The sequence below is a fragment of the Lentzea xinjiangensis genome (assembly GCF_900110955.1).
Classification (GTDB): Bacteria; Actinomycetota; Actinomycetes; order Mycobacteriales; family Pseudonocardiaceae; genus Lentzea; species Lentzea xinjiangensis.
Genome location: NZ_FOFR01000001.1, coordinates 738769 through 758634, shown reverse-complemented (window position 1 = coordinate 758634; position 19866 = coordinate 738769). Strand labels below are relative to the sequence as shown.

At 66.5% G+C, this 19866-nt stretch carries 32 protein-coding genes; all 32 read right to left on the bottom strand.

From position 1 onward, the window contains the following. Positions 1-54: 54 nt before the first annotated feature. The 32 genes from rpsD to fusA all read right to left on the bottom strand — a co-directional run bounded on the left by rpsD (position 55) and on the right by fusA (position 19811). A complete protein-coding gene (gene rpsD, locus BMW88_RS03930; protein ID WP_089949065.1) occupies positions 55-660 on the bottom strand; it encodes a 30S ribosomal protein S4 in 606 nt (201 codons plus the stop codon). 23 nt (positions 661-683) lie between these two features. Next, entirely contained in the window at positions 684-1091 is a 408-nt protein-coding gene (gene rpsK, locus BMW88_RS03925; protein ID WP_086669042.1) for a 30S ribosomal protein S11, read from the bottom strand. Positions 1092-1128: 37 nt separating this feature from the next. Then, positions 1129-1509, bottom strand: a complete 381-nt coding sequence (rpsM, locus tag BMW88_RS03920) for a 30S ribosomal protein S13 (RefSeq protein ID WP_089949064.1) — start codon at positions 1507-1509, stop codon at positions 1129-1131. A 220-nt stretch (positions 1510-1729) separates the two neighbouring features. After that, complete coding sequence (gene rpmJ, locus BMW88_RS03915) at positions 1730-1843, bottom strand: 50S ribosomal protein L36 (RefSeq protein WP_010148647.1); 114 nt, start codon at positions 1841-1843, stop codon at positions 1730-1732. A gap of 25 nt (positions 1844-1868) precedes the next feature. Next, complete coding sequence (gene infA / locus BMW88_RS03910) at positions 1869-2090, bottom strand: translation initiation factor IF-1 (RefSeq protein ID WP_005166804.1); 222 nt, start codon at positions 2088-2090, stop codon at positions 1869-1871. Positions 2091-2212: 122 nt separating this feature from the next. Continuing rightward, positions 2213-2890 (bottom strand): hypothetical protein, encoded by a 678-nt coding sequence (locus tag BMW88_RS03905; RefSeq protein ID WP_089949062.1) that lies wholly within the window; start codon positions 2888-2890, stop codon positions 2213-2215. Between the two features lie 117 nt (positions 2891-3007). After that, complete coding sequence (gene map, locus BMW88_RS03900) at positions 3008-3790, bottom strand: type I methionyl aminopeptidase (RefSeq protein ID WP_089949061.1); 783 nt, start codon at positions 3788-3790, stop codon at positions 3008-3010. Positions 3791-3843: 53 nt separating this feature from the next. Next, positions 3844-4404 carry an adenylate kinase gene (locus BMW88_RS03895; protein ID WP_089949059.1) on the bottom strand — a complete coding sequence of 187 codons (561 nt, stop codon included), beginning with the start codon at positions 4402-4404 and terminating at the stop codon, positions 3844-3846. Next, the gene (gene secY / locus BMW88_RS03890) at positions 4405-5715 is read right to left on the bottom strand and encodes a preprotein translocase subunit SecY (protein ID WP_089949058.1); all 1311 of its coding nucleotides are present in this window, start codon (positions 5713-5715) and stop codon (positions 4405-4407) included. A 474-nt stretch (positions 5716-6189) separates the two neighbouring features. Beyond that, positions 6190-6630, bottom strand: coding sequence for a 50S ribosomal protein L15 (rplO, locus tag BMW88_RS03885; RefSeq protein WP_089949056.1), 441 nt, complete (start codon positions 6628-6630; stop codon positions 6190-6192). Then, the gene (rpmD, locus tag BMW88_RS03880) at positions 6627-6812 is read right to left on the bottom strand and encodes a 50S ribosomal protein L30 (RefSeq protein ID WP_045309828.1); all 186 of its coding nucleotides are present in this window, start codon (positions 6810-6812) and stop codon (positions 6627-6629) included. Before rpmD ends, rplO begins: the two co-directional genes overlap by 4 nt. A gap of 2 nt (positions 6813-6814) precedes the next feature. Further along, positions 6815-7423, bottom strand: a complete 609-nt coding sequence (gene rpsE, locus BMW88_RS03875) for a 30S ribosomal protein S5 (protein WP_030473451.1) — start codon at positions 7421-7423, stop codon at positions 6815-6817. A gap of 34 nt (positions 7424-7457) precedes the next feature. Beyond that, positions 7458-7859, bottom strand: coding sequence for a 50S ribosomal protein L18 (gene rplR, locus BMW88_RS03870; RefSeq protein WP_086669036.1), 402 nt, complete (start codon positions 7857-7859; stop codon positions 7458-7460). A 1-nt stretch (position 7860) separates the two neighbouring features. Further along, the gene (gene rplF, locus BMW88_RS03865) at positions 7861-8400 is read right to left on the bottom strand and encodes a 50S ribosomal protein L6 (protein ID WP_030473453.1); all 540 of its coding nucleotides are present in this window, start codon (positions 8398-8400) and stop codon (positions 7861-7863) included. Between the two features lie 12 nt (positions 8401-8412). Further along, the gene (gene rpsH, locus BMW88_RS03860; RefSeq protein WP_030473454.1) at positions 8413-8811 is read right to left on the bottom strand and encodes a 30S ribosomal protein S8; all 399 of its coding nucleotides are present in this window, start codon (positions 8809-8811) and stop codon (positions 8413-8415) included. A gap of 136 nt (positions 8812-8947) precedes the next feature. Continuing rightward, entirely contained in the window at positions 8948-9133 is a 186-nt protein-coding gene (locus tag BMW88_RS03855) for a type Z 30S ribosomal protein S14 (protein ID WP_030473455.1), read from the bottom strand. A gap of 4 nt (positions 9134-9137) precedes the next feature. Further along, positions 9138-9701: a 50S ribosomal protein L5 gene (gene rplE, locus BMW88_RS03850; protein WP_089949054.1), complete on the bottom strand. Its 564-nt coding sequence runs from the start codon at positions 9699-9701 to the stop codon at positions 9138-9140. 2 nt (positions 9702-9703) lie between these two features. Next, entirely contained in the window at positions 9704-10018 is a 315-nt protein-coding gene (gene rplX, locus BMW88_RS03845; RefSeq protein ID WP_030473457.1) for a 50S ribosomal protein L24, read from the bottom strand. Positions 10019-10020: 2 nt separating this feature from the next. Then, entirely contained in the window at positions 10021-10389 is a 369-nt protein-coding gene (gene rplN, locus BMW88_RS03840) for a 50S ribosomal protein L14 (RefSeq protein WP_089949053.1), read from the bottom strand. Between the two features lie 67 nt (positions 10390-10456). Next, positions 10457-10738 carry a 30S ribosomal protein S17 gene (rpsQ, locus tag BMW88_RS03835; protein ID WP_089949051.1) on the bottom strand — a complete coding sequence of 94 codons (282 nt, stop codon included), beginning with the start codon at positions 10736-10738 and terminating at the stop codon, positions 10457-10459. After that, positions 10735-10977: a 50S ribosomal protein L29 gene (rpmC, locus tag BMW88_RS03830; RefSeq protein ID WP_086669033.1), complete on the bottom strand. Its 243-nt coding sequence runs from the start codon at positions 10975-10977 to the stop codon at positions 10735-10737. Before rpmC ends, rpsQ begins: the two co-directional genes overlap by 4 nt. After that, complete coding sequence (gene rplP / locus BMW88_RS03825; protein WP_030473461.1) at positions 10977-11396, bottom strand: 50S ribosomal protein L16; 420 nt, start codon at positions 11394-11396, stop codon at positions 10977-10979. The genes rpmC and rplP overlap by 1 nt, the downstream gene beginning before the upstream one ends. 3 nt (positions 11397-11399) lie before the next feature. Beyond that, a complete protein-coding gene (gene rpsC / locus BMW88_RS03820) occupies positions 11400-12233 on the bottom strand; it encodes a 30S ribosomal protein S3 (protein WP_089949050.1) in 834 nt (277 codons plus the stop codon). Further along, positions 12233-12631, bottom strand: a complete 399-nt coding sequence (gene rplV, locus BMW88_RS03815) for a 50S ribosomal protein L22 (protein WP_089949048.1) — start codon at positions 12629-12631, stop codon at positions 12233-12235. The genes rpsC and rplV overlap by 1 nt, the downstream gene beginning before the upstream one ends. Before the next feature lie 34 nt (positions 12632-12665). Beyond that, positions 12666-12947, bottom strand: a complete 282-nt coding sequence (gene rpsS / locus BMW88_RS03810; protein WP_015105260.1) for a 30S ribosomal protein S19 — start codon at positions 12945-12947, stop codon at positions 12666-12668. Between the two features lie 18 nt (positions 12948-12965). Further along, the gene (gene rplB, locus BMW88_RS03805; protein ID WP_089949047.1) at positions 12966-13799 is read right to left on the bottom strand and encodes a 50S ribosomal protein L2; all 834 of its coding nucleotides are present in this window, start codon (positions 13797-13799) and stop codon (positions 12966-12968) included. 19 nt (positions 13800-13818) lie between these two features. After that, positions 13819-14118 (bottom strand): 50S ribosomal protein L23, encoded by a 300-nt coding sequence (gene rplW / locus BMW88_RS03800; RefSeq protein WP_089949045.1) that lies wholly within the window; start codon positions 14116-14118, stop codon positions 13819-13821. Further along, positions 14115-14801 (bottom strand): 50S ribosomal protein L4, encoded by a 687-nt coding sequence (rplD, locus tag BMW88_RS03795; protein WP_089949044.1) that lies wholly within the window; start codon positions 14799-14801, stop codon positions 14115-14117. Before rplD ends, rplW begins: the two co-directional genes overlap by 4 nt. Next, positions 14801-15451 (bottom strand): 50S ribosomal protein L3, encoded by a 651-nt coding sequence (gene rplC, locus BMW88_RS03790; protein ID WP_089949042.1) that lies wholly within the window; start codon positions 15449-15451, stop codon positions 14801-14803. The genes rplD and rplC overlap by 1 nt, the downstream gene beginning before the upstream one ends. Before the next feature lie 27 nt (positions 15452-15478). Continuing rightward, positions 15479-15784 carry a 30S ribosomal protein S10 gene (gene rpsJ / locus BMW88_RS03785; protein WP_003938093.1) on the bottom strand — a complete coding sequence of 102 codons (306 nt, stop codon included), beginning with the start codon at positions 15782-15784 and terminating at the stop codon, positions 15479-15481. A 584-nt stretch (positions 15785-16368) separates the two neighbouring features. Further along, the gene (gene tuf / locus BMW88_RS03780; protein WP_089949041.1) at positions 16369-17562 is read right to left on the bottom strand and encodes an elongation factor Tu; all 1194 of its coding nucleotides are present in this window, start codon (positions 17560-17562) and stop codon (positions 16369-16371) included. A 146-nt stretch (positions 17563-17708) separates the two neighbouring features. Beyond that, complete coding sequence (gene fusA, locus BMW88_RS03775; RefSeq protein WP_089949039.1) at positions 17709-19811, bottom strand: elongation factor G; 2103 nt, start codon at positions 19809-19811, stop codon at positions 17709-17711. Between the last annotated feature and the right edge of the window lie 55 nt (positions 19812-19866).

Here is a 19866-nt window from a genome sequence, read left to right as displayed (position 1 = left end):
GATGCGGGACCCGACCCGAGCCACCGTCCACGAGGAACGATGGCTCGGAGAGGATCACTTCGAGTAGAGCTCGACGATGAGCTGCTCGGTGACAGGCGTGTCGATCTGCGCGCGCTCGGGCAGCTGGTGCACGAGGATGCGCAGGTTCGAGGGGACGACCTGCAGCCAAGCGGGAATCGGGCGGTCACCGAAGGACGCGCGAGCAGCCTCGAAGGGCAGCGTCGGCATGGACTTCGGCTTCACGTCGATGATGTCGAACTTCGACACCTGGTAGCTCGGGATGTTCACCTTGTGGCCGTTGACCAGGAAGTGACCGTGAGCGACCAGCTGACGAGCCTGGCGACGCGTGCGGGCGAGGCCCGCGCGGTACACCACGTTGTCGAGGCGGGCCTCGAGGATCTGGAGCAGGTTCTCACCGGTCTTGCCCGGGCGACGAACCGCTTCCTTGTAGTAGCGGACGAACTGCTTCTCGAGCACGCCGTAGGTGTAGCGAGCCTTCTGCTTCTCCTGGAGCTGCAGCAGGTACTCGGACTCCTTGACCCTGCCGCGGCCGTGCTGGCCGGGCGGGTACGGACGGCGCTCGAACGCCTGGTCCCCACCAACGAGGTCGACCTTCAGGCGGCGCGAGATACGCGTCGCGGGTCCCGTGTAACGAGCCATTAGTTCTTACTCCTCCCCGTGCCTCAGACCCGGCGCCGCTTGGGCGGGCGGCAGCCGTTGTGGGGCTGCGGGGTCACGTCCTGGATGGTGCCGACCTCGAGACCGGCTGCCTGCAGCGAACGGATCGCGGTCTCACGGCCGGAGCCGGGACCCTTCACGAACACGTCCACCTTGCGCATGCCGTGCTCGGCGGCCTTGCGGGCGGCGTTCTCGGCAGCCATCTGCGCCGCGAACGGCGTGGACTTGCGCGAGCCCTTGAAGCCCACGTGGCCGGCGGACGCCCAGCTGATCACGTTGCCCATCGGGTCCGTGATGGACACGATGGTGTTGTTGAACGTGCTCTTGATGTGCGCCTGGCCGTGCGAGACGTTCTTCTTTTCCTTGCGCCGGATCTTCTTGACCCCGGCGCCCGTGCGGGACTTGGGTGGCAAAACGAACTCCTAAGTTGAGGGCAGCAGACCCGAGGTCTTACTTCTTGCCGGCCTTCTTCTTGCCGGCCACGGTCTTCTTCGGACCCTTGCGGGTACGGGCGTTCGTCTTGGTGCGCTGTCCGCGAACGGGCAGGCCGCGACGGTGCCGAAGACCCGCGTAGCAACCGATCTCCATCTTGCGACGGATGTCGGCCGCGACCTCACGGCGAAGGTCACCCTCGACCTTGTAGTTCGTCTCGATGTGGTCCCGCAGCTTGGCGAGGTCGTCGTCCGTCAGATCCTTCACCCGGAGGTCCGGGGAGATCTCCGTGGCGGCGAGCAGCTCCTTGGAGCGCGTACGACCGATGCCGAAGATGTAGGTGAGCGCGATCTCCATCCGCTTCTCGCGGGGGAGGTCGACGCCAGCGAGTCGTGCCATGTGGCGGTTAACTCCTGTCGATTACTTCCAGGTCTGCTCCTCGCCCGGTTCCGGCGACTGACTCGCTGTGTGTCGTTCCGGCTGCTCTCACAGCCGGTGTCCCGGCCCCGGCCTGGAATCCGGGGGTGTCCGCACGCTTGGAGCCCTGCGTGCGGCAGGTGCGAGGAGGCTTCTCGTTACTGCGTCATCGAAGAGCTCGACGAGCGCGTGGTGGAACTGCTCAGCCCTGGCGCTGCTTGTGGCGCAGGTTCTCGCAGATCACCATGACCCGGCCGTGACGGCGGATCACCTTGCACTTGTCGCAGATCTTCTTGACGCTCGGCTGGACCTTCACGCCTGAGATCTCCTGCTACTGGAGGTCACTTGTAGCGGTAGACGATGCGCCCGCGGGACAGGTCGTAGGGCGAGAGCTCCACGACGACCCGGTCCTCAGGGAGGATGCGGATGTAGTGCTGTCGCATCTTGCCGCTGATGTGCGCGAGTACCTTGTGACCGTTCTCCAACTCGACCCTGAACATCGCGTTGGGGAGCGGCTCGACTACGCGGCCCTCGACCTCAATGGCCCCGTCCTTCTTGCCCATGTCCTCCGCGTTTCGTGACGGTGATAATAACCTTCGGACGCGCGACAGCCCGGTTCGATCTCACCTGCGAGGGCATGACTGAACCGGCGCGACGGATGCGCCACCTGACCAGTGTACGCAGTTCACTCCTGCAACCCAAATCGGGCCCGCTCAGGTCCGCGGTCGGGCTGCGCACCCCGTTCGAGCACCGGCCGGAGCCGGGCGATCGCGTTGATGTGCTCCTCTTGCGCGCCGAGCACGGATCGCAGCGTGCGGAGGCGCTGAGCAGCGACGCTCCAGCCGTACGCGGTCTCGTCGGAGCACCGCTGAGCCGCGTTGGCGAGCGCGGCGTCACCCGATCCGACGCCGTAGCTCTCCAGGCTCGGATCGCCGGGGCCTCGCTGGGTGAAGCCGGCCCGGTCGAGGCAGTGCAGCAGGATCGAGGTCACCGCGCGCGTCTCGGCGGCCTCGGGCCCGGACCTCAGGCGGGCCTCCCACTCGCGGACGACGGTGTCGTGCAGCGCCGTGATGCGGTTGACCGCGTCGACGTACTCCCACGGGGCGCCCGACCGGATCGCGCCACCACACCCGCCGTCCACGGGAGGCGGCGGGCTCACGAAGTCCGGACGCCGGACGTTGACGTCGGCGAACGGCGGATCGCACCGCTCGACCGCCGCGATGACGTCGGCCAGGAAGAGCCGGTCGGCGATCCGCTCGGCCGGCACGTCCTGGTAGGTGAAGTCGGTGGCCGGCTTCGTGGCAGCGCAGCCTGAAACGAGGATCAGAAGAGCGGACAGGACGAAACGGGTGACCCCCACCATGCCCCCCAAGCACCGGTTCGTTCGTCACCTCGACGGTATCGGCCCCGACAAACGAATAACCCCGTTCACCGGATGCGGTGAACGGGGTTGACCGGAAAGCTGTGGTGCCCTGGTCCCTCAGTCCTCTTCGGGTGCGGTGAGCACCCAGGGACCGTCCTCGGTGATCGCGACGCTGTGCTCCCAGTGCGCGGCGCGCGTGCCGTCGAGCGTGATGACGGTCCAGCCGTCCTCAAGCTCCTGGGAGTCGTCGGTGCCGAGCGTCAGCATGGGCTCGATCGCGATGGCCATGCCGACCTTGAGCCTCGGGCCCTTGCCGGGCTTGCCGTAGTTCGGCAGGAACGGGTCCATGTGCATCTTGGAACCGATGCCGTGGCCGCCGTAGTCCGCGACGATGCCGTACTCGATGCCGTCGCGCTCCCCCGACTCGATGGCCGAGGACTCGATCGCGAACGAGATGTCCGTGAGCCGCCCGCCGGGCACCGCGGCCGCGATGCCCGCGAGCATCGATAGCCTGGTCGCCTCGGACAGCTTGTGGTCGGCCGGCGACAGCTCGCCGACGCCGACGGTGACCGCCGAGTCGCCGTGCCAGTCGTCGAGGATCGCGCCGCAGTCGATGGAGATCAGGTCGCCCTCGGCCAGCACCTGCTGCTTGCTGGGGATGCCGTGGACGATCTGGTCGTTCACCGACGCGCAGATGCTCGCCGGGAAGCCGTGGTAGCCCTTGAACGACGGGATGGCGCCGGCGTCGCGGATGGTCTGCTCGGCGATCTCGTCGAGCTCCCAGGTGGACACGCCGGGCTTCACCGCGTCGACGACGTTGCGCAACGCCCTCGCCACGACCAGGCCGGAGGCGCGCATGGCCTCCAGCTGGGCGGGCGTCTTGATCTCGATCTTGCTCATGCTTTCGCTGCCACCTGTGACGACAGAGCGGAGCCGGGTGAGGAGTCCACCTGTCACTTCTCGCCGCGCAGCGAGTGCAGCGCCGCCAGCGCGCGCTCACTGATCTCGTCGATCTCACCGACCGCGTCGATGGAGACGACCTTGTCCGCGTAGTAGTCGAGCAGCGGCGCGGTCTCGTTGCGGTACACCTGCTGGCGGTGCCGGATGACGTCTTCCTTGTCGTCCGTACGCCCCCGTGCGAGCAGCCGCTCGACCACGACGTCCTCGTCGACCCGGAACTCCAGCACCGCGTCGAGGGCGTGGCCGCCGACGGCGAGGAACTCACCCAGCTTGTCGGCCTGCGCGACGTTGCGCGGGAACCCGTCGAGCAGGAACCCGTCCGCCGCGTCCGCCTCGGCCAGCCGCTTGCGCACCATCTCGTTCGTGATGGAGTCCGGCACGAGAGCGCCCTCGTCGAGGATGCTCTGCACCTCCAGCCCGAGCTCGGTCTGGTTGCTGATGTGTGACCGGAAGAGGTCGCCCGTCGAGATGTGCGGCACACCGAGCTTGCGGCTCAGCACTTCGGCCTGGGTGCCCTTGCCCGCACCCGGCGGGCCAACGAGAACGAGTCGCATCTAGCGGAGGAACCCTTCGTAATTGCGCTGCATGAGCTGGCTCTCGATCTGCTTCACGGTGTCGAGACCGACACCGACCATGATCAGAACCGCGGTGCCGCCGAACGGGAAGTTCTGGTTCTGGCCGTCGCCGGTCAGGTCCAGGAAGAGGTTCGGCAGGATCGCCACGATGCCGAGGTAGAGCGAGCCGGGGAGCGTGATGCGGCCCAGCACGAACTTGAGGTACTCGGCGGTCGGGCGACCGGGACGGATGCCGGGGATGAAGCCACCGAACTTCTTCATCTCGTCAGCACGCTCGTCCGGGTTGAACGTGATGCCGACGTAGAAGTACGTGAAGAAGACGATGAGCAGGAAGTACGTGGCGATGTGCACCCAGCTCGACTGCTTGACCAGGTAGGTCTGCACGAACGTCGAGAACCAGTTCGGCTCGGTCGACGAGCCCTGGGTGAGACGCACGATCAGGTCCGGCAGGTAGAGCAGCGACGAGGCGAAGATGACCGGGATGACGCCGGCCTGGTTCACCTTGAGGGGGAGGTACGTCGACGTGCCGCCGTACATGCGGCGGCCGATCATGCGCTTGGCGTACTGCACCGGGATGCGGCGCTGGGCCTGCTCGACGTAGATGACGCTCGCGATGATGATCAGAGCGGCCACGACCACGAGGGCGAAGGTGAGGCCGCTCTTGTCGAGGATGTTCTTGCCCTCGGCCGGGATGCGGGCGGCGATACCGGTGAAGATCAGCAGCGACATGCCGTTGCCGATGCCCTTCTCCGTGATCAGCTCACCCAGCCACATGATGACCGAGGTACCGGCGGTCATGGTGATGACCAGCACGATGAGGGTGAAGAGGCTGTCCTTGTTCGGGATGACATCCTGGTCGCACTCGCCGAACAGCTGACCGCGCACCGCCAGGGCCACCAGACCGGTGGACTGCAGGATCGCGAGCCCGATGGTCAGGTACCGCGTGTACTGCGTCAGCTTGCCCTGACCAGCCTGTCCTTCCTTCTTCAGCTGCTCGAACCGCGGGATGACCACGGTCAGCAGCTGGATGATGATGCTCGCGGTGATGTAGGGCATGATGCCCAGCGCGAACACGGACAGGTTCAGCAGCGCGCCACCGCTGAACAGGTTGATCAGCGAGTAGATGTTCTGACCTTCGAGCTGTTCAGCACACGCCCGCACGTTCTTGAAGGACACGCCCGGCGCGGGCATGGTCGCACCAAGCCGGTACACAATGATGATCCCGAGCGTGAAAAGGATCTTCTTGCGTAGATCCGGCGTCGCGAGAGCCGAGCGGAATGCGCCGAGCACGCGAACCTCCTGAGCGTTGCCGACCCCCAGGGACCGGCACATGCGGTAGTTGGCAGGCCGAGGTAGGTAGCCACGACCAAGCAACCCGGAGGACATCCGGGTTCAGCCCGCGACTCTAACAGTCCTGGACGACCAGGCCGTACCCAGTGGCCAATCACAGGTTCCAACCGGTTGATCTCTCACCGCCGCGCTAGGCCATCCGGGGTAGAAACCTGGGGAAATCCGTGCTAACAGCTAGGTTTTCGCTGACCGCGAACGTTTGCGCCCACCCCGGAGTTCCCCAAAAATCCCCCCAAAGCGGAATCGGCGAAGTCGCGGGCGGGCTCACGAGGTGGCCGTCAACAGCATCCGCGCACAGCACCCCACCGGCGCGGCCAGGGCGCTGGAGGGACGGAACGCACCTCCTGGGGCCCGGGAACGCCGAAGGGCCCCGAGGCGCAGCCTCGGGGCCCTTCGGACAGTTGACGCGGGGCGTCACACCACGGTGGAAGACCCACCCGCGGCGGCCAGCTTCTCCACAGCGGACTTGGAGAACTTGTTGGCCGTGACGTCCAGCTTGACGCTGACGTCACCGTTGCCCAGCACCTTGACGAGCGAGCCCTTGCGGACCAGCCCGGCCAGCACCAGCGCGGCGACGTCGACCGAACCGCCCTCGGGGAACGAGGCAGCGATGTCGGAGACGTTCACGACCTGGTACTCGGTGCGGAACGGGTTCTTGAAGCCCTTGAGCTTCGGCAGCCGCATGTGTAGCGGCATCTGGCCACCTTCGAAGCGCGGCGAGACGTTCTTGCGAGCGCCCGTGCCCTTCGTACCGCGGCCGGCGGTCTTGCCCTTGGAGCCCTCACCACGACCGACGCGGGTCTTGGCGGTCTTGGCGCCGGGGGCGGGGCGCAGATCGTGGATCTTGATGGTCACGACTGGACCTCCTCGACAACCACCAGGTGGCGCACGGCGTGGATCAGCCCGAGCACCTGGGGGGTGTCCTCACGCACGACCGACTGGCGGATCTTGCGCAGCCCGAGGGTGCGCATCGACTCGCGGTGGTTGTGCTTGGTACCGATGGTGCTGCGAACCTGCGTGATCTTGAGCTGAGCCATGATCACACCCCCTGGCCCGCGCGAGCGCGGATCATGCCGGCGGGAGCGACGTCCTCGAGGGGCAGGCCACGACGGGCCGCGACCTCTTCGGGACGCTGCAGGCCCTTGAGGGCCGCCACGGTCGCGTGCACGATGTTGATCGCGTTGTCGGAGCCCAGCGACTTCGACAGCACGTCGTGCACGCCGGCGCACTCGAGGACGGCGCGGACAGCGCCACCCGCGATGACACCGGTACCGGCCGAAGCCGGACGCAGCAGGACCACACCAGCGGCCTTCTCGCCCTGGACCGGGTGGGGGATCGTGCCGGCGATGCGGGGGACGCGGAAGAAGTTCTTCTTCGCCTCCTCGACACCCTTGGCGATGGCCGCGGGAACTTCCTTGGCCTTGCCGTAGCCGACGCCGACCATGCCGTCGCCGTCGCCCACCACCACGAGAGCGGTGAAGCTGAAGCGACGACCACCCTTGACCACCTTGGAGACGCGGTTGATCGCAACCACGCGCTCGAGGTGGGGGGTCTTCTCCTGGGCCGCGCCGCCGCGGCCGCCGTCACGACGGTCGCGGCGCTCTCCGCGCTCGCCCCCGCCGCCTTCGCGACGCGTACGTCCTGGCATCAGGCGTCCCTCTCAATTCCAGAAATGATCATTGTCAGAACTCCAGCCCCGCCTCGCGAGCGGCATCCGCCAGAGCAGCGATCCGGCCGTGGTAGGCGTTGCCGCCCCGGTCGAACACAACCGCCGTGATGCCGGCGTCCTTGGCGCGGGCCGCGGCCAGCTGGCCGACCTTGGCCGCGCGGGCCTTCTTGTCGCCGTCCATGGCACGGACGTCGGCCTCCATGGAGGAGGCGGACGCGACCGTGTGGCCCTTGAGGTCGTCGATCACCTGCACGGTGATGTGCTTCGACGACCGGTGCACGACCAGGCGCGGACGCTCGGCGGTGCCGCTGACCTTCTTGCGGAGGCGGAAGTGGCGACGGGCCTTCGCAACACGGCGCCTGGTGGAGATGTCCTTGCCCACCGGCTTGCGCTTCGTAACAGTCGACTCGCTCATGTCACTTACCCGTCTTTCCGACCTTGCGACGGATCTTCTCGCCCGAGTAGCGGACGCCCTTGCCCTTGTACGGGTCGGGCTTGCGCAGCTTGCGGATGTTGGCGGCGACCTCACCGACCAGCTGCTTGTCGATACCGGAGACGGAGAAGCGGGTCGGGGTCTCCACCGCGAAGGTGATGCCCTCGGGGGCCTCGACCTTCACCGGGTGGGAGTAACCGAGCGCGAACTCGAGCTCAGAGCCCTTGAGCGCGACGCGGTAACCGACGCCGTGGATTTCCATCTTCTTTTCGTAACCCTGGGTCACGCCGACGACCATGTTGTGCACGAGCGTGCGCGACAAGCCGTGGAGCGCGCGGTTGCGGCGCTCGTCGTTCGGGCGCTTGACCTCGAGCGTGCCGTCCTCAGCCTTCTCCAGGCTGATCGGCTCAGCGATCGTCAGCGTCAGGGTGCCCTTCGGGCCCTTCACGCTCACGTCCTGGCCGGCGATGTTCACGTCGACCCCGGAGGGGACAATGATCGGCTGCTTACCGATGCGCGACATGTCTACTCCCCCTTACCAAACGTAGGCGAGGACTTCTCCGCCCACGCCTGCCTTGTTGGCCTGGCGGTCGGTCATGAGACCGCCAGAGGTCGAAATGATCGCCACACCAAGACCGCCGAGAACTCGGGGCAGGCCGGTGGACTTCGCGTACACGCGCAGGCCGGGCTTCGACACACGGCGGAGGCCCGCGATGCTGCGCTCGCGGTTCGGGCCGTACTTCAGCTCGACGACGAGGTTCTTCGCGACCTCGCCCTCCTCGTCGCGGTACGAGGCGATGTAGCCCTCGCGCTTGAGGATCTCGGCGATGTTGGCCTTCAGCTTCGAGTGCGGCATCACGACCTTGTCGTGGTAAGCCGAGTTCGCGTTCCGCAGACGAGTGAGCATGTCTGCGATCGGGTCGGTCATCGTCATGGTGACCTGGTCAACCTTTCTCGCTGCGGTTCACCGCTCAGGGTCCAGACCTGCCCTCCGCGCCGGGAAAAGACGCAGCGGGAGGGACAGGACGGTCGTGTGCGGGCCTACAGCGAAGTAAATGAAACTAGAGGTCTTACCAGCTGGACTTGCTCACGCCAGGCAGCTCACCGCGGTGAGCCATCTCGCGCAGGCAGATCCGGCAGAGGCCGAACTTGCGGAACACCGCGTGGGGGCGGCCGCAACGCTGGCACCGGGTGTAACCCCGGACCTTGAACTTCGGCTTCTTCGCGGCCTTGTTGATCAACGCCTTCTTGGCCATCGACTCAGTTCTCCTTGAACGGGAAGCCCAGGTGCTTCAGCAGCGCCCGGCCCTCCTCGTCGTTCGTGGCGGTGGTGACGACGGTGATGTCCATGCCGCGAGGCCGGTCGATAGCGTCCGGGTCGATCTCGTGGAACATCGACTGCTCGTTCAGACCGAACGTGTAGTTGCCGTTGCCGTCGAACTGCTTGCCCGAGAGGCCGCGGAAGTCGCGGATACGGGGCAGCGCGATCGTCAGCAGGCGGTCCAGGAACTCCCACATGCGGTCGCCGCGCAGCGTGACGCGCGCGCCGATGGGCATGCCCTCGCGCAGCTTGAACTGCGCGATGGACTTGCGGGCCCGGCGAACCTCGGGACGCTGACCGGTGATGATCGAGAGGTCCTTGACGGCACCCTCGATCAGCTTGCCGTCACGGGCGGCGTCGCCGACACCCATGTTGACGACGACCTTCACGACACCCGGGATCTGCATCACGTTGGCGTAGTTGAACTGCTTCTGCAGCTCGCCGGTGATCTCGGCGCGGTAGCGCGCCTTGAGCCGCGGGATGATCTTCTCTGCGGTAGTCATGCTCAGATGTCCTTCCCGTTACGACGGGAAATGCGGACCCGCTTGCCCTCGTCGTTCGTCCGGTAACCAACACGGGTCGGCTTGCCGTCCGAGTCGACCACCATCACGTTGGAGACGTTGATCGGGGCTTCCTGGGTCACGATGCCACCGGACTGCGCGCCGCGCTGGGTCTGCGTGATCCGGGTGTGCTTCTTGATCCGGTTGACGCCCTCGACCAGGACCTTGCCGGTCTCCGGGTAGGCCTGGATGACCTTGCCCTTCGCGCCCTTGTCCTTGCCGGCGATGACGACGACCGTGTCGCCCTTCTTCACCTTCATGGTCAGAGCACCTCCGGAGCCAGCGAGATGATCTTCATGAACTTCTTGTCGCGCAGCTCGCGGCCGACCGGGCCGAAGATGCGGGTGCCACGGGGCTCGTTGTCGTTCTTGATGAGCACGGCGGCGTTCTCGTCGAAGCGGATGTACGAGCCATCCGGACGACGGCGCTCCTTGACGGTGCGGACGACGACCGCCTTGACGACGTCACCCTTCTTCACGCCGGCACCGGGGATCGCGTCCTTGACGGTCGCGACGATGATGTCGCCGATGCCCGCGTAGCGGCGACCCGAGCCACCGAGAACACGGATGCAAAGGATTTCCTTCGCACCGGTGTTGTCGGCGACGCGAAGCCGCGACTCCTGCTGAATCACTACTGCTCCTGACCATTCCTGGCCCGCCGGATTTCCGACCCGACGGGCTCGGTCTGTCTAGAAAGGACTACTTGGCCTTCTCGAGGATCTCGACGAGCCGCCAGCGCTTGGTCGCCGACAGGGGCCGGGTCTCCATGAGCAGGACGCGGTCGCCGACGCCAGCCGCGTTCTCCTCGTCGTGCACCTTCACCTTGGTGGTGGAGCGCATGATCTTGGAGTAACGCGGGTGCTTCTTGCGGTCCTCGAGCGCCACGACGATCGTCTTGTCCATCTTGTCGGACACGACGAGGCCCTCGCGGACCTTGCGGTCGTTGCGCTTCTCGGTCTGAACTTCGTTGCTTTCGGTCATGCCGCACCCTCACCAGTGGATTCCGGCGAAGCGGAGAGTCCGAGCTCCCGCTCCCGCATCACGGTGTAGATCCGGGCGATCTCGTGCCGGACCGTGCGCAGCCGCCGGTTGTTGTCGAGCTGGCCCGTGGCCATCTGGAAGCGAAGGTTGAAGAGCTCTTCCTTCGACTCCTTCAGACGCAGCACGAGCTCTTCCTCGGTGAGCTCACGCAGCTCGGAAGCGGTGGTACCCGCTGCCATCAGAACTCACCACCCTCACGCGTAACGATGCGGCACTTCATCGGGAGCTTGTGGATCGCGCGGCGAAGAGCCTCGCGGGCCACCTGCTCGTTCGGGAAGGCCATCTCGAAGAGGACGCGACCCGGCTTGACGTTGGCCACCCACCACTCCGGCGAACCCTTACCGGAACCCATGCGGGTCTCGGCCGGCTTCTTCGTCAGCGGACGGTCCGGGAAGATGTTGATCCAGACCTTGCCGCCACGACGGATGTGGCGAGTGATGGCGATACGAGCGGACTCGATCTGCCGGTTCGTCACGTAGGCCGGCTCCAGAGCCTGGATGCCGTACTCACCGAAGGTGACCTTCGTGCCGCCCTTGGCAGCACCCGACCGCTTCGGGTGGTGCTGCTTGCGGTGCTTGACCCTGCGCGGGATGAGCATGACTCAGCTCTCCGTCTTCTCTGCAGCGGCCGGGGCCTCGCTGGACGCCGCGGAGGCGTCAGCGGCGGCACGACCGGCCTCGGTGCTCGTCGCGGTGGTGCCGCTGGCACCGGAGCGACGGGCCCGGTTCGGACGCTCGCCACGGTCGCGGCGCGGGGCGCGGTCGGCCTGCGAAGGGGCCGCGTCGCGCTCGCGCTTGGCGGAGATGCCACCGACGATGTCGCCCTTGTAGATCCACACCTTGACGCCGATGCGGCCGAACGTGGTGCGGGCCTCGAAGAAGCCGTAGTCGATGTCGGCGCGGAGCGTGTGCAGCGGCACGCGGCCGTCGCGGTAGTGCTCCGACCGGGACATCTCGGCGCCGCCCAGACGACCGCCGCACTGCACGCGGATGCCCTTCACCTGCGACGAACGCATGGCCGACTGGATGGCCTTGCGCATCGCGCGGCGGAACGCAACGCGGTTGGACAGCTGCTCGGCGACACCCTGTGCCACGAGCTGCGCGTCCGACTCGGGGTTCTTCACCTCGAGGATGTTCAGCTGGACCTGCTTCTTGGTGAGCTTCTCGAGCTCACCGCGGATGCGGTCCGCCTCGGCACCACGACGGCCGATGACGATGCCCGGCCGGGCGGTGTGGATGTCGACGCGCACCCGGTCACGGGTCCGCTCGATCTCCACCTTGGAGATGCCGGCACGCTCCATGCCCTTGCTGAGCAGGCGGCGGATCTTGACGTCCTCCGCCACGTACTCGGCGTACTGCTTGTCGGCGTACCAGCGGGACTTCCAGTCGGTGGTGATCCCCAGCCGGAAGCCGTGCGGGTTGATCTTCTGGCCCACTACCGGGTTCCCTTCGCGCTGGTCTTCTTCGGACGAGACTCCACCTCGATGGTGATGTGGCTCGTCCGCTTGCGGATCCGGTACGCGCGGCCCTGGGCACGCGGGCGGAAACGCTTGAGGGTCGGACCCTCGTCCACGTAGGCCACCGACACCCAGAGGGTCTCGGGGTCCAGGGACAGGTTGTTCTCGGCGTTGGCCATGGCGCTGGCGAGCACCTTCGCGACCGGCTCACTTGCCGCCTGCGGCGCGAACTGGAGCACGGCCAGGGCCTCGCGGGCGTTACGTCCCTTGATGAGCTCGACGACGCGACGCACCTTCATCGGCGTGTCGCGGACGTAGCGAGCCCGAGCCACGGCGCGCGGAAACTCCTGCGCCTCAGCATCTTTACGGGCGTTCATCGCTGCTTCCCCTTGCTCTTCCTAGTTCGGCGCCTTAGCGGCGGCGAGACTTCCGGTCGTCCTTGATGTGGCCCTTGAAGGTCCGGGTGGGGGCGAACTCGCCCAGCTTGTGCCCGACCATCGCTTCGGTCACGAACACCGGGACGTGCTTGCGGCCGTCGTGCACCGCAATGGTGTGACCCAGCATGTCCGGGATGATCGTGGACCGGCGGGACCACGTCTTGATGACCGTCTTCTTGCCCGACTCGTTGAGAACGTCCACCTTCTTGAGCAGGTGGTCGTCAACGAAGGGGCCCTTCTTAAGGCTGCGAGGCATCCTTCACTCCCTTCCTGCTCAGCGCTTCTTACCGGTGCGACGACGCCGGACGATGAGCTTGTCGCTTGGCTTACGGCGGCGGGTACGACCCTCGGGCTTGCCGGCCGGGTTGACCGGGTGGCGACCACCGGAGGTCTTACCTTCACCACCACCATGCGGGTGGTCGACGGGGTTCATGGCGACACCGCGGACGGTGGGCTTCTTGCCCTTCCACCGCATGCGGCCGGCCTTGCCCCAGTTGATGTTCTGGTGTTCCTTGTTGCCGACCTCGCCGAGCGTGGCGCGGCAGCGCACGTCCACGTTGCGGATCTCGCCCGAGGGCATCCGCAGCTGGGCGTACGGACCGTCCTTGGCCACGAGCTGGACCGAGGCACCGGCCGAGCGGGCGATCTTCGCGCCGCCGCCGGGGCGGAGCTCGATCGCGTGGATCACGGAACCGACCGGGATGTTGCGCAGCGGCAGGTTGTTGCCCGGCTTGATGTCGGCCTTGGGGCCGTTCTCAACCGTGTCGCCCTGCTTGAGCTTCTCCGGCGCGATGATGTAGCGCTTCTCGCCGTCCGCGTAGTGCAGCAGCGCGATGCGGGCGGTGCGGTTGGGGTCGTACTCGATGTGAGCGACCTTGGCCGGCACGCCGTCCTTGTCGTTGCGGCGGAAGTCGATCAGGCGGTAAGCCCGCTTGTGACCGCCACCCTTGTGCCGCGTGGTGATCTTGCCCGAGGCGTTGCGGCCACCCAGCTTGTGCAGCGGGCGGATCAGCGACTTCTCCGGAGTCGACCGAGTGATCTCGGCGAAGTCGGAGACGCTCGCACCGCGACGACCGGGAGTCGTCGGCTTGTACTTGCGAATGCCCATCTCTACGCAGTCCTCGTCATCAGGCGGCAGGGCCGCCGAAGATCTCGATCGGCTTGCTGTCCGGAGACAGAGTCACGATCGCGCGCTTCGTGTCCTTGCGCTTGCCGAACCCGGTGCGGGTGCGCTTGCGCTTGCCCTGCCGGTTGATGGTGTTGACGCTGACGACCTTCACGCCGAAGACCTTCTCCACGGCGATCTTGATCTGGGTCTTGTTCGAACCCGGCGCCACCAAGAAGGTGTACTTGTTCTCCTCGAGGAGCCCGTAGGACTTCTCGGAGATCACCGGCGCGAGCAAGATGTCCCTGTGGTCGGGGATCACTTGGAAGCCTCCTCGTCCACCACGACCGCCGTGCCCTCAGCCGAGCCAGAACCCTGCTGGGCCTTGCTGGCGAGGAACACGTCGAGCGAGTCCTTGGTGAACACCACGTCGTCGTTGACGAGCACGTCGTAGGTGTTGAGCTGGTCGGGCGCGATCACGTGCACGTGCGGCAGGTTGCGCACGCTCACCCACGCGACCTCGTCGGTGCGGTTGAGCACCACGAGAACGCGACGGGCCTGGGTGACCGACTCGAGCACCTTGCGCGCGGTCTTGGTCGACGGGGTGTCCCCGTCCACCAGGCCGGACACGACGTGCACCTGGTTGGCGCGGGCCCGGTCGGAGAGGGCACCGCGCAGCGCGGCGGCCTTCATCTTCTTCGGGGTCCGCTGGGTGTAGTCACGCGGCTGCGGGCCGTGGACGATGCCACCACCGGCGAACTGCGGCGCACGCGTCGAACCCTGGCGGGCGCGACCGGTGCCCTTCTGGCGGTACGGCTTCTTGCCACCACCGGACACCTCGCCGCGGGTCTTCGTCGAGTGCGTGCCCTGGCGAGCGGCGGCCTGCTGGGCCACCACGACCTGGTGCAGCAGCGCGACGTTCGCCTGCGCGTCGAAAACAGCCGAGGGGAGCTCGACCGTGCCGGCGGACGCACCGTCCGGCGTACGGATCTCAACCGTCGACATCAGGCACCACCCTTCGCGGCAGTCCGGACGAACACCAGACCACCCTTGGGGCCGGGAACAGCGCCCTTGATGAGCAGCAGGCCGTTCTCGGCGTCGATCTTGTGCACCTTCAGGTTCTGGGTCGTGACGCGCACGTGGCCCATGCGGCCGGCCATGCGCAGACCCTTGAAGACGCGACCCGGGGTGGCGCAGCCACCGATGGAACCCGGCGAGCGGTGCTTGCGCTGGGTGCCGTGGCTGGAGCCGAGGCCCCGGAAGTTGTGGCGCTTCATGACACCCGCGGTGCCCTTGCCCTTGCTGGTGCCGGTGATGTCGACAACAGCGCCGGCCTCGAACACCTCAGCGGTGATCTCCTGGCCGACCGTGTACTCGCCGGCGTCCGCCGTGCGCAGCTCCACCAGGTGGCGACGGGGCGTGACCCCGGCCTTGGCGAAGTGGCCCGCGACGGGCTTGTTGACCTTGCGCGGGTCGATCGCGCCGGCCGCCAGCTGGACGGCGGTGTAGCCGTCCTTCTCCTCGGTGCGAACCTGGGTCACGACATTGGGCTCAGCCCTGACGACGGTCACCGGGACAACCCGGTTGTTCTCGTCGAAGACCTGAGTCATGCCGAGCTTGGTGCCCAGGATGCCCTTCATCTGCCTGTCAGACATTGGTCCGTTACTCTCCGCGCCCAACGCTTACTGGATGTTGACGTCGACGCTGGCCGGCAGGTCGATGCGCATGAGCGCGTCCACCGTCTTCGGCGTCGGGTCGAGGATGTCGATCAACCGCTTGTGCGTGCGCATCTCGAAGTGCTCGCGCGAGTCCTTGTACTTGTGCGGCGAGCGGATGACGCAGTACACGTTCTTCTCAGTGGGCAGCGGCACGGGCCCGACAACCCGAGCGCCGGTGCGCGTCACGGTCTCAACGATCTTGCGCGCAGACGCGTCGATCGCCTCGTGGTCGTAGGCCTTGAGCCGGATGCGGATCTTTTGTCCCGCCATGATGGCTTGCCGTTCCTCTGCTTCTCGTAACCGCTGCGGTGCGGTGCCTCGGATGAGGCCTGTTACAGCCTCTTGGCGCGCTCCGCCCCTGTTGAAGTGTCATGGTGCCCGGTCCACGCGGTCGGGCGTGTCGCGCCCGGTGCGCATACCGGTCCCACGCAAGGTCTCCCCGGTGGGATTGGGCCTACCACAGCCCATGCACCCTGATGCCCATCTCCGCAAGGAGGCGTTCACTAACAGGGCGCGGACGCTCGGTCGAACAACTCGGGCACGCACGGATGCGACCCGGCCTTCGTCGAGCAACCCGTAAAGAATGCCACACGGACACGGGACGCTCCAAATCGGGGGGCCGAGCCGGAGCCGGATCACGTCCGGATTCCGGCCGGTGAGCCGCCTCGTTCGTCGCATGTGGAGCCACGGGCGCGGCGGTTCCGTTGTACGCCAACGACATCGCGGCGACGGATCCACTCCCCGCGACAGCCGGACAGCTCGACGTGAGCTGCCGCACAACCGCCGCCGGAACGACGAAGGCCGGGCCAACGAGGTCGTTGGCCCGGCCTGTCGCCGAACTGGGTCGAGCTAGGTCACTTGATGATCTTGGTGACCGAGCCGGCGCCGACGGTGCGGCCACCCTCGCGGATCGCGAAGCGGAGGCCCTCGTCCATGGCGATCGGCTGGATCAGCTTGACCGTCATACCGGTGGTGTCACCGGGCATGACCATCTCGGTGCCCTCGGGCAGCGTCACAACGCCGGTCACGTCCGTGGTGCGGAAGTAGAACTGCGGACGGTAGTTGTTGAAGAACGGCGTGTGGCGGCCACCCTCGTCCTTGGACAGGATGTAGACCTGAGCCTCGAACTCGGTGTGCGGGGTCGTGGTGCCCGGCTTGACGATGACCATGCCGCGCTCCACCTCCTCGCGCTTGATGCCGCGGAGCAGCAGCGCGGCGTTGTCACCGGCGCGACCCTCGTCGAGGAACTTCTTGAACATCTCGATCGAGGTGACAGTCGTCTTCTTCGACTGCTCCTTGATGCCGACGATCTCGATCTCGGAGTTCACGTTGATGATGCCGCGCTCGATGCGACCGGTCACGACGGTGCCGCGGCCGGTGATCGTGAAGACGTCCTCGACGGGCATGAGGAACGGCTTGTCGGTCTCACGCTCGGGCTCCGGGATCGCCGTGTCGACGGCGGCCATGAGCTCGAGAACGGACTTGCCCCAGGTCTCGTCGCCCTCCAGCGCCTTCAGCGCCGAAACGCGCACGACCGGCAGGTCGTCGCCCGGGAACTCGTACTCGGAGAGCAGCTCGCGGACCTCGAGCTCGACGAGCTCCAGGATCTCCTCGTCGTCCACCATGTCGGCCTTGTTGAGCGCGACGACGATGTAGGGGACGCCGACCTGGCGGGCCAGGAGGACGTGCTCCTTCGTCTGCGGCATCGGGCCGTCGGTGGCCGCGACCACCAGGATGGCGCCGTCCATCTGCGCCGCACCGGTGATCATGTTCTTGATGTAGTCGGCGTGCCCGGGGCAGTCGACGTGCGCGTAGTGACGGTTCTCCGTCTGGTACTCGATGTGCGCGATCGAGATCGTGATGCCGCGCTGCTTCTCTTCCGGCGCCTTGTCGATCTGGTCGAACGCGAACGAAGCGTTCACATCGGGGTACGCGTCGTGCAGAACCTTGGAGATCGCCGCGGTCAGCGTGGTCTTGCCATGGTCGATGTGACCGATGGTACCGATGTTGACGTGCGGCTTCGTCCGCTCGAACTTCGCCTTGGCCACTGGATTGTCCTCCTGGACTTCTTCTTTGCTGGTCCGGCGGGCATCTGTGGCCACCCGCCGGACTTACACGTCAGGGTCGGAAAGTGCGGACCCCAGGGATTCACCCCGGAGAGCCCGCGGTGGAACTGCGGTGCTCCGGTGTGGGGTTATTCCCCAGTCGCCTTCGCGATGATCTCCTTCGAGACGTTCGCGGGAACCTCTGCGTAGGAGTCGAACACCATCGAGTAGTTGGCACGACCCTGGGTCTTGGACCGCAGGTCACCCACGTACCCGAACATTTCCGACAGCGGCACCAGGGCCTTGACGACACGGGTACCACTGCGCTCCTCCATGGCCTGGATCTGGCCACGGCGGGAGTTCAGGTCGCCGATCACTTCACCCATGTAGTCCTCGGGCGTCGTGACCTCGACGGCCATGATCGGTTCGAGGATCGCGGGAGACGCCTGGCGGGCGGCTTCCTTGAGGGCCATCGAACCAGCGATCTTGAACGCCATTTCCGAGGAGTCGACCTCGTGGTAGGCGCCGTCGAGCAGCGTCACCTTCACGCCGACCAGCGGGTAGCCCGCCAGCACGCCGTACTGCATCGCGTCCTGCGCACCCGCGTCGACCGACGGGATGTACTCGCGCGGGATGCGACCACCGGTGACCGCGTTGACGAACTCGTAGAGAGCACCGTCGTCGGTCTTCGGCAGCGGCTCGATGGTGACGAGCACCTTCGCGAACTGGCCGGAACCACCGGTCTGCTTCTTGTGGGTGTAGGAGTACTTCTCCACCGCCTTGCGGATGGTCTCCCGGTACGCCACCTGAGGCTTGCCGATGTTGGCCTCGACCTTGAACTCGCGGCGCATGCGGTCCACCAGGATGTCCAGGTGGAGCTCGCCCATGCCGGCGATGATGGTCTGGCCGGTCTCCTCGTCCAGGTTGACCCGGAAGGTCGGGTCCTCCTCGGCGAGCTTCTGGATCGCCGTGCCCAGCTTCTCCTGGTCGGCCTTGGTCTTGGGCTCGATCGCCACCTGGATGACCGGCTCCGGGAACGTCATCGACTCGAGCACGATGGGGTGCTGCGGGTCGGCGAGCGTCTCACCGGTGGTCGTGTCCTTCAGACCGATCACGGCGTAGATGTGGCCCGCGATCGCCTCGGTGACCGGGTTCTCCTTGTTGGCGTGCATCTGGAAGATCTTCCCGATGCGCTCCTTGCGGTCCTTGGTCGCGTTGACGACCTGGGTGCCCGCGGCGACCTTGCCCGAGTAGACCCGGATGTAGGTCAGCTTGCCGAAGAACGGGTGCACGGCGATCTTGAACGCCAGCGCCGAGAACGGCTCGTCGCTCGACGGGCTGCGCTTGACGACGGTCTCGCCGTCCTGCAGCGTGCCCTCGACCGGCGGGAGGTCCAGCGGCGACGGCAGGAAGTCGATCACCGCGTCGAGCATGGGCTGCACGCCCTTGTTCTTGAACGCGGAGCCGCACAGCACCGGGTAGGCGGTGCCCTCGGAGACGATCTTGCGGAGGCCCGTCTTGATCTCCTCGACGGTGAGGTCGCCCTCCTCGAGGAACTTCTCCATCAGCGCGTCGTCGGTCTCGGCGACGGCCTCCAGGAGCCCCTCGCGGAACTCGTTCGCCTTGTCGACGAGGTCGGCCGGGATCTCCTCGACCGCGTAGTCCTCGCCCTTCTGGACCTCGCCACGCCACGTCAGGGCGCGCATCTCGACCAGGTCGACGACGCCGATGAAGTCGCTCTCGGCACCGATCGGGATCTGGATCGGGAGGGGCTTGGCGCCCAGGCGCTCGGAGATGGTGCGGATGGTGAAGTAGAAGTCCGCGCCGAGCTTGTCCATCTTGTTGACGAAGCAGATGCGCGGGACGTCGTACTTGGTCGCCTGCCGCCAGACCTGCTCGGACTGCGGCTCGACGCCCTCCTTGCCGTCGAAGACGGCAACGGCGCCGTCGAGGACGCGCAGGTTGCGCTCGACCTCGACGGTGAAGTCGACGTGGCCGGGCGTGTCGATCAGGTTGATCTGGTGGTTCTTCCAGTAGCAGGTCGTCGCGGCGGACGTGATGGTGATGCCGCGCTCCTGCTCCTGCTCCATCCAGTCCATCACGGCAGCGCCGTCGTGGACCTCGCCGATCTTGTAGCTGATCCCCGTGTAGAAGAGGATCCGCTCAGTCGTCGTGGTCTTGCCCGCGTCGATGTGGGCCATGATCCCGATGTTGCGGACCTTGGCAAGATCAGTGAGCACGTCCTGTGCCACGGGTCTTTCCCCTGTCTTGAGCTTGTGGGCTCACTAGGGCTGGGAGCACCCGGCC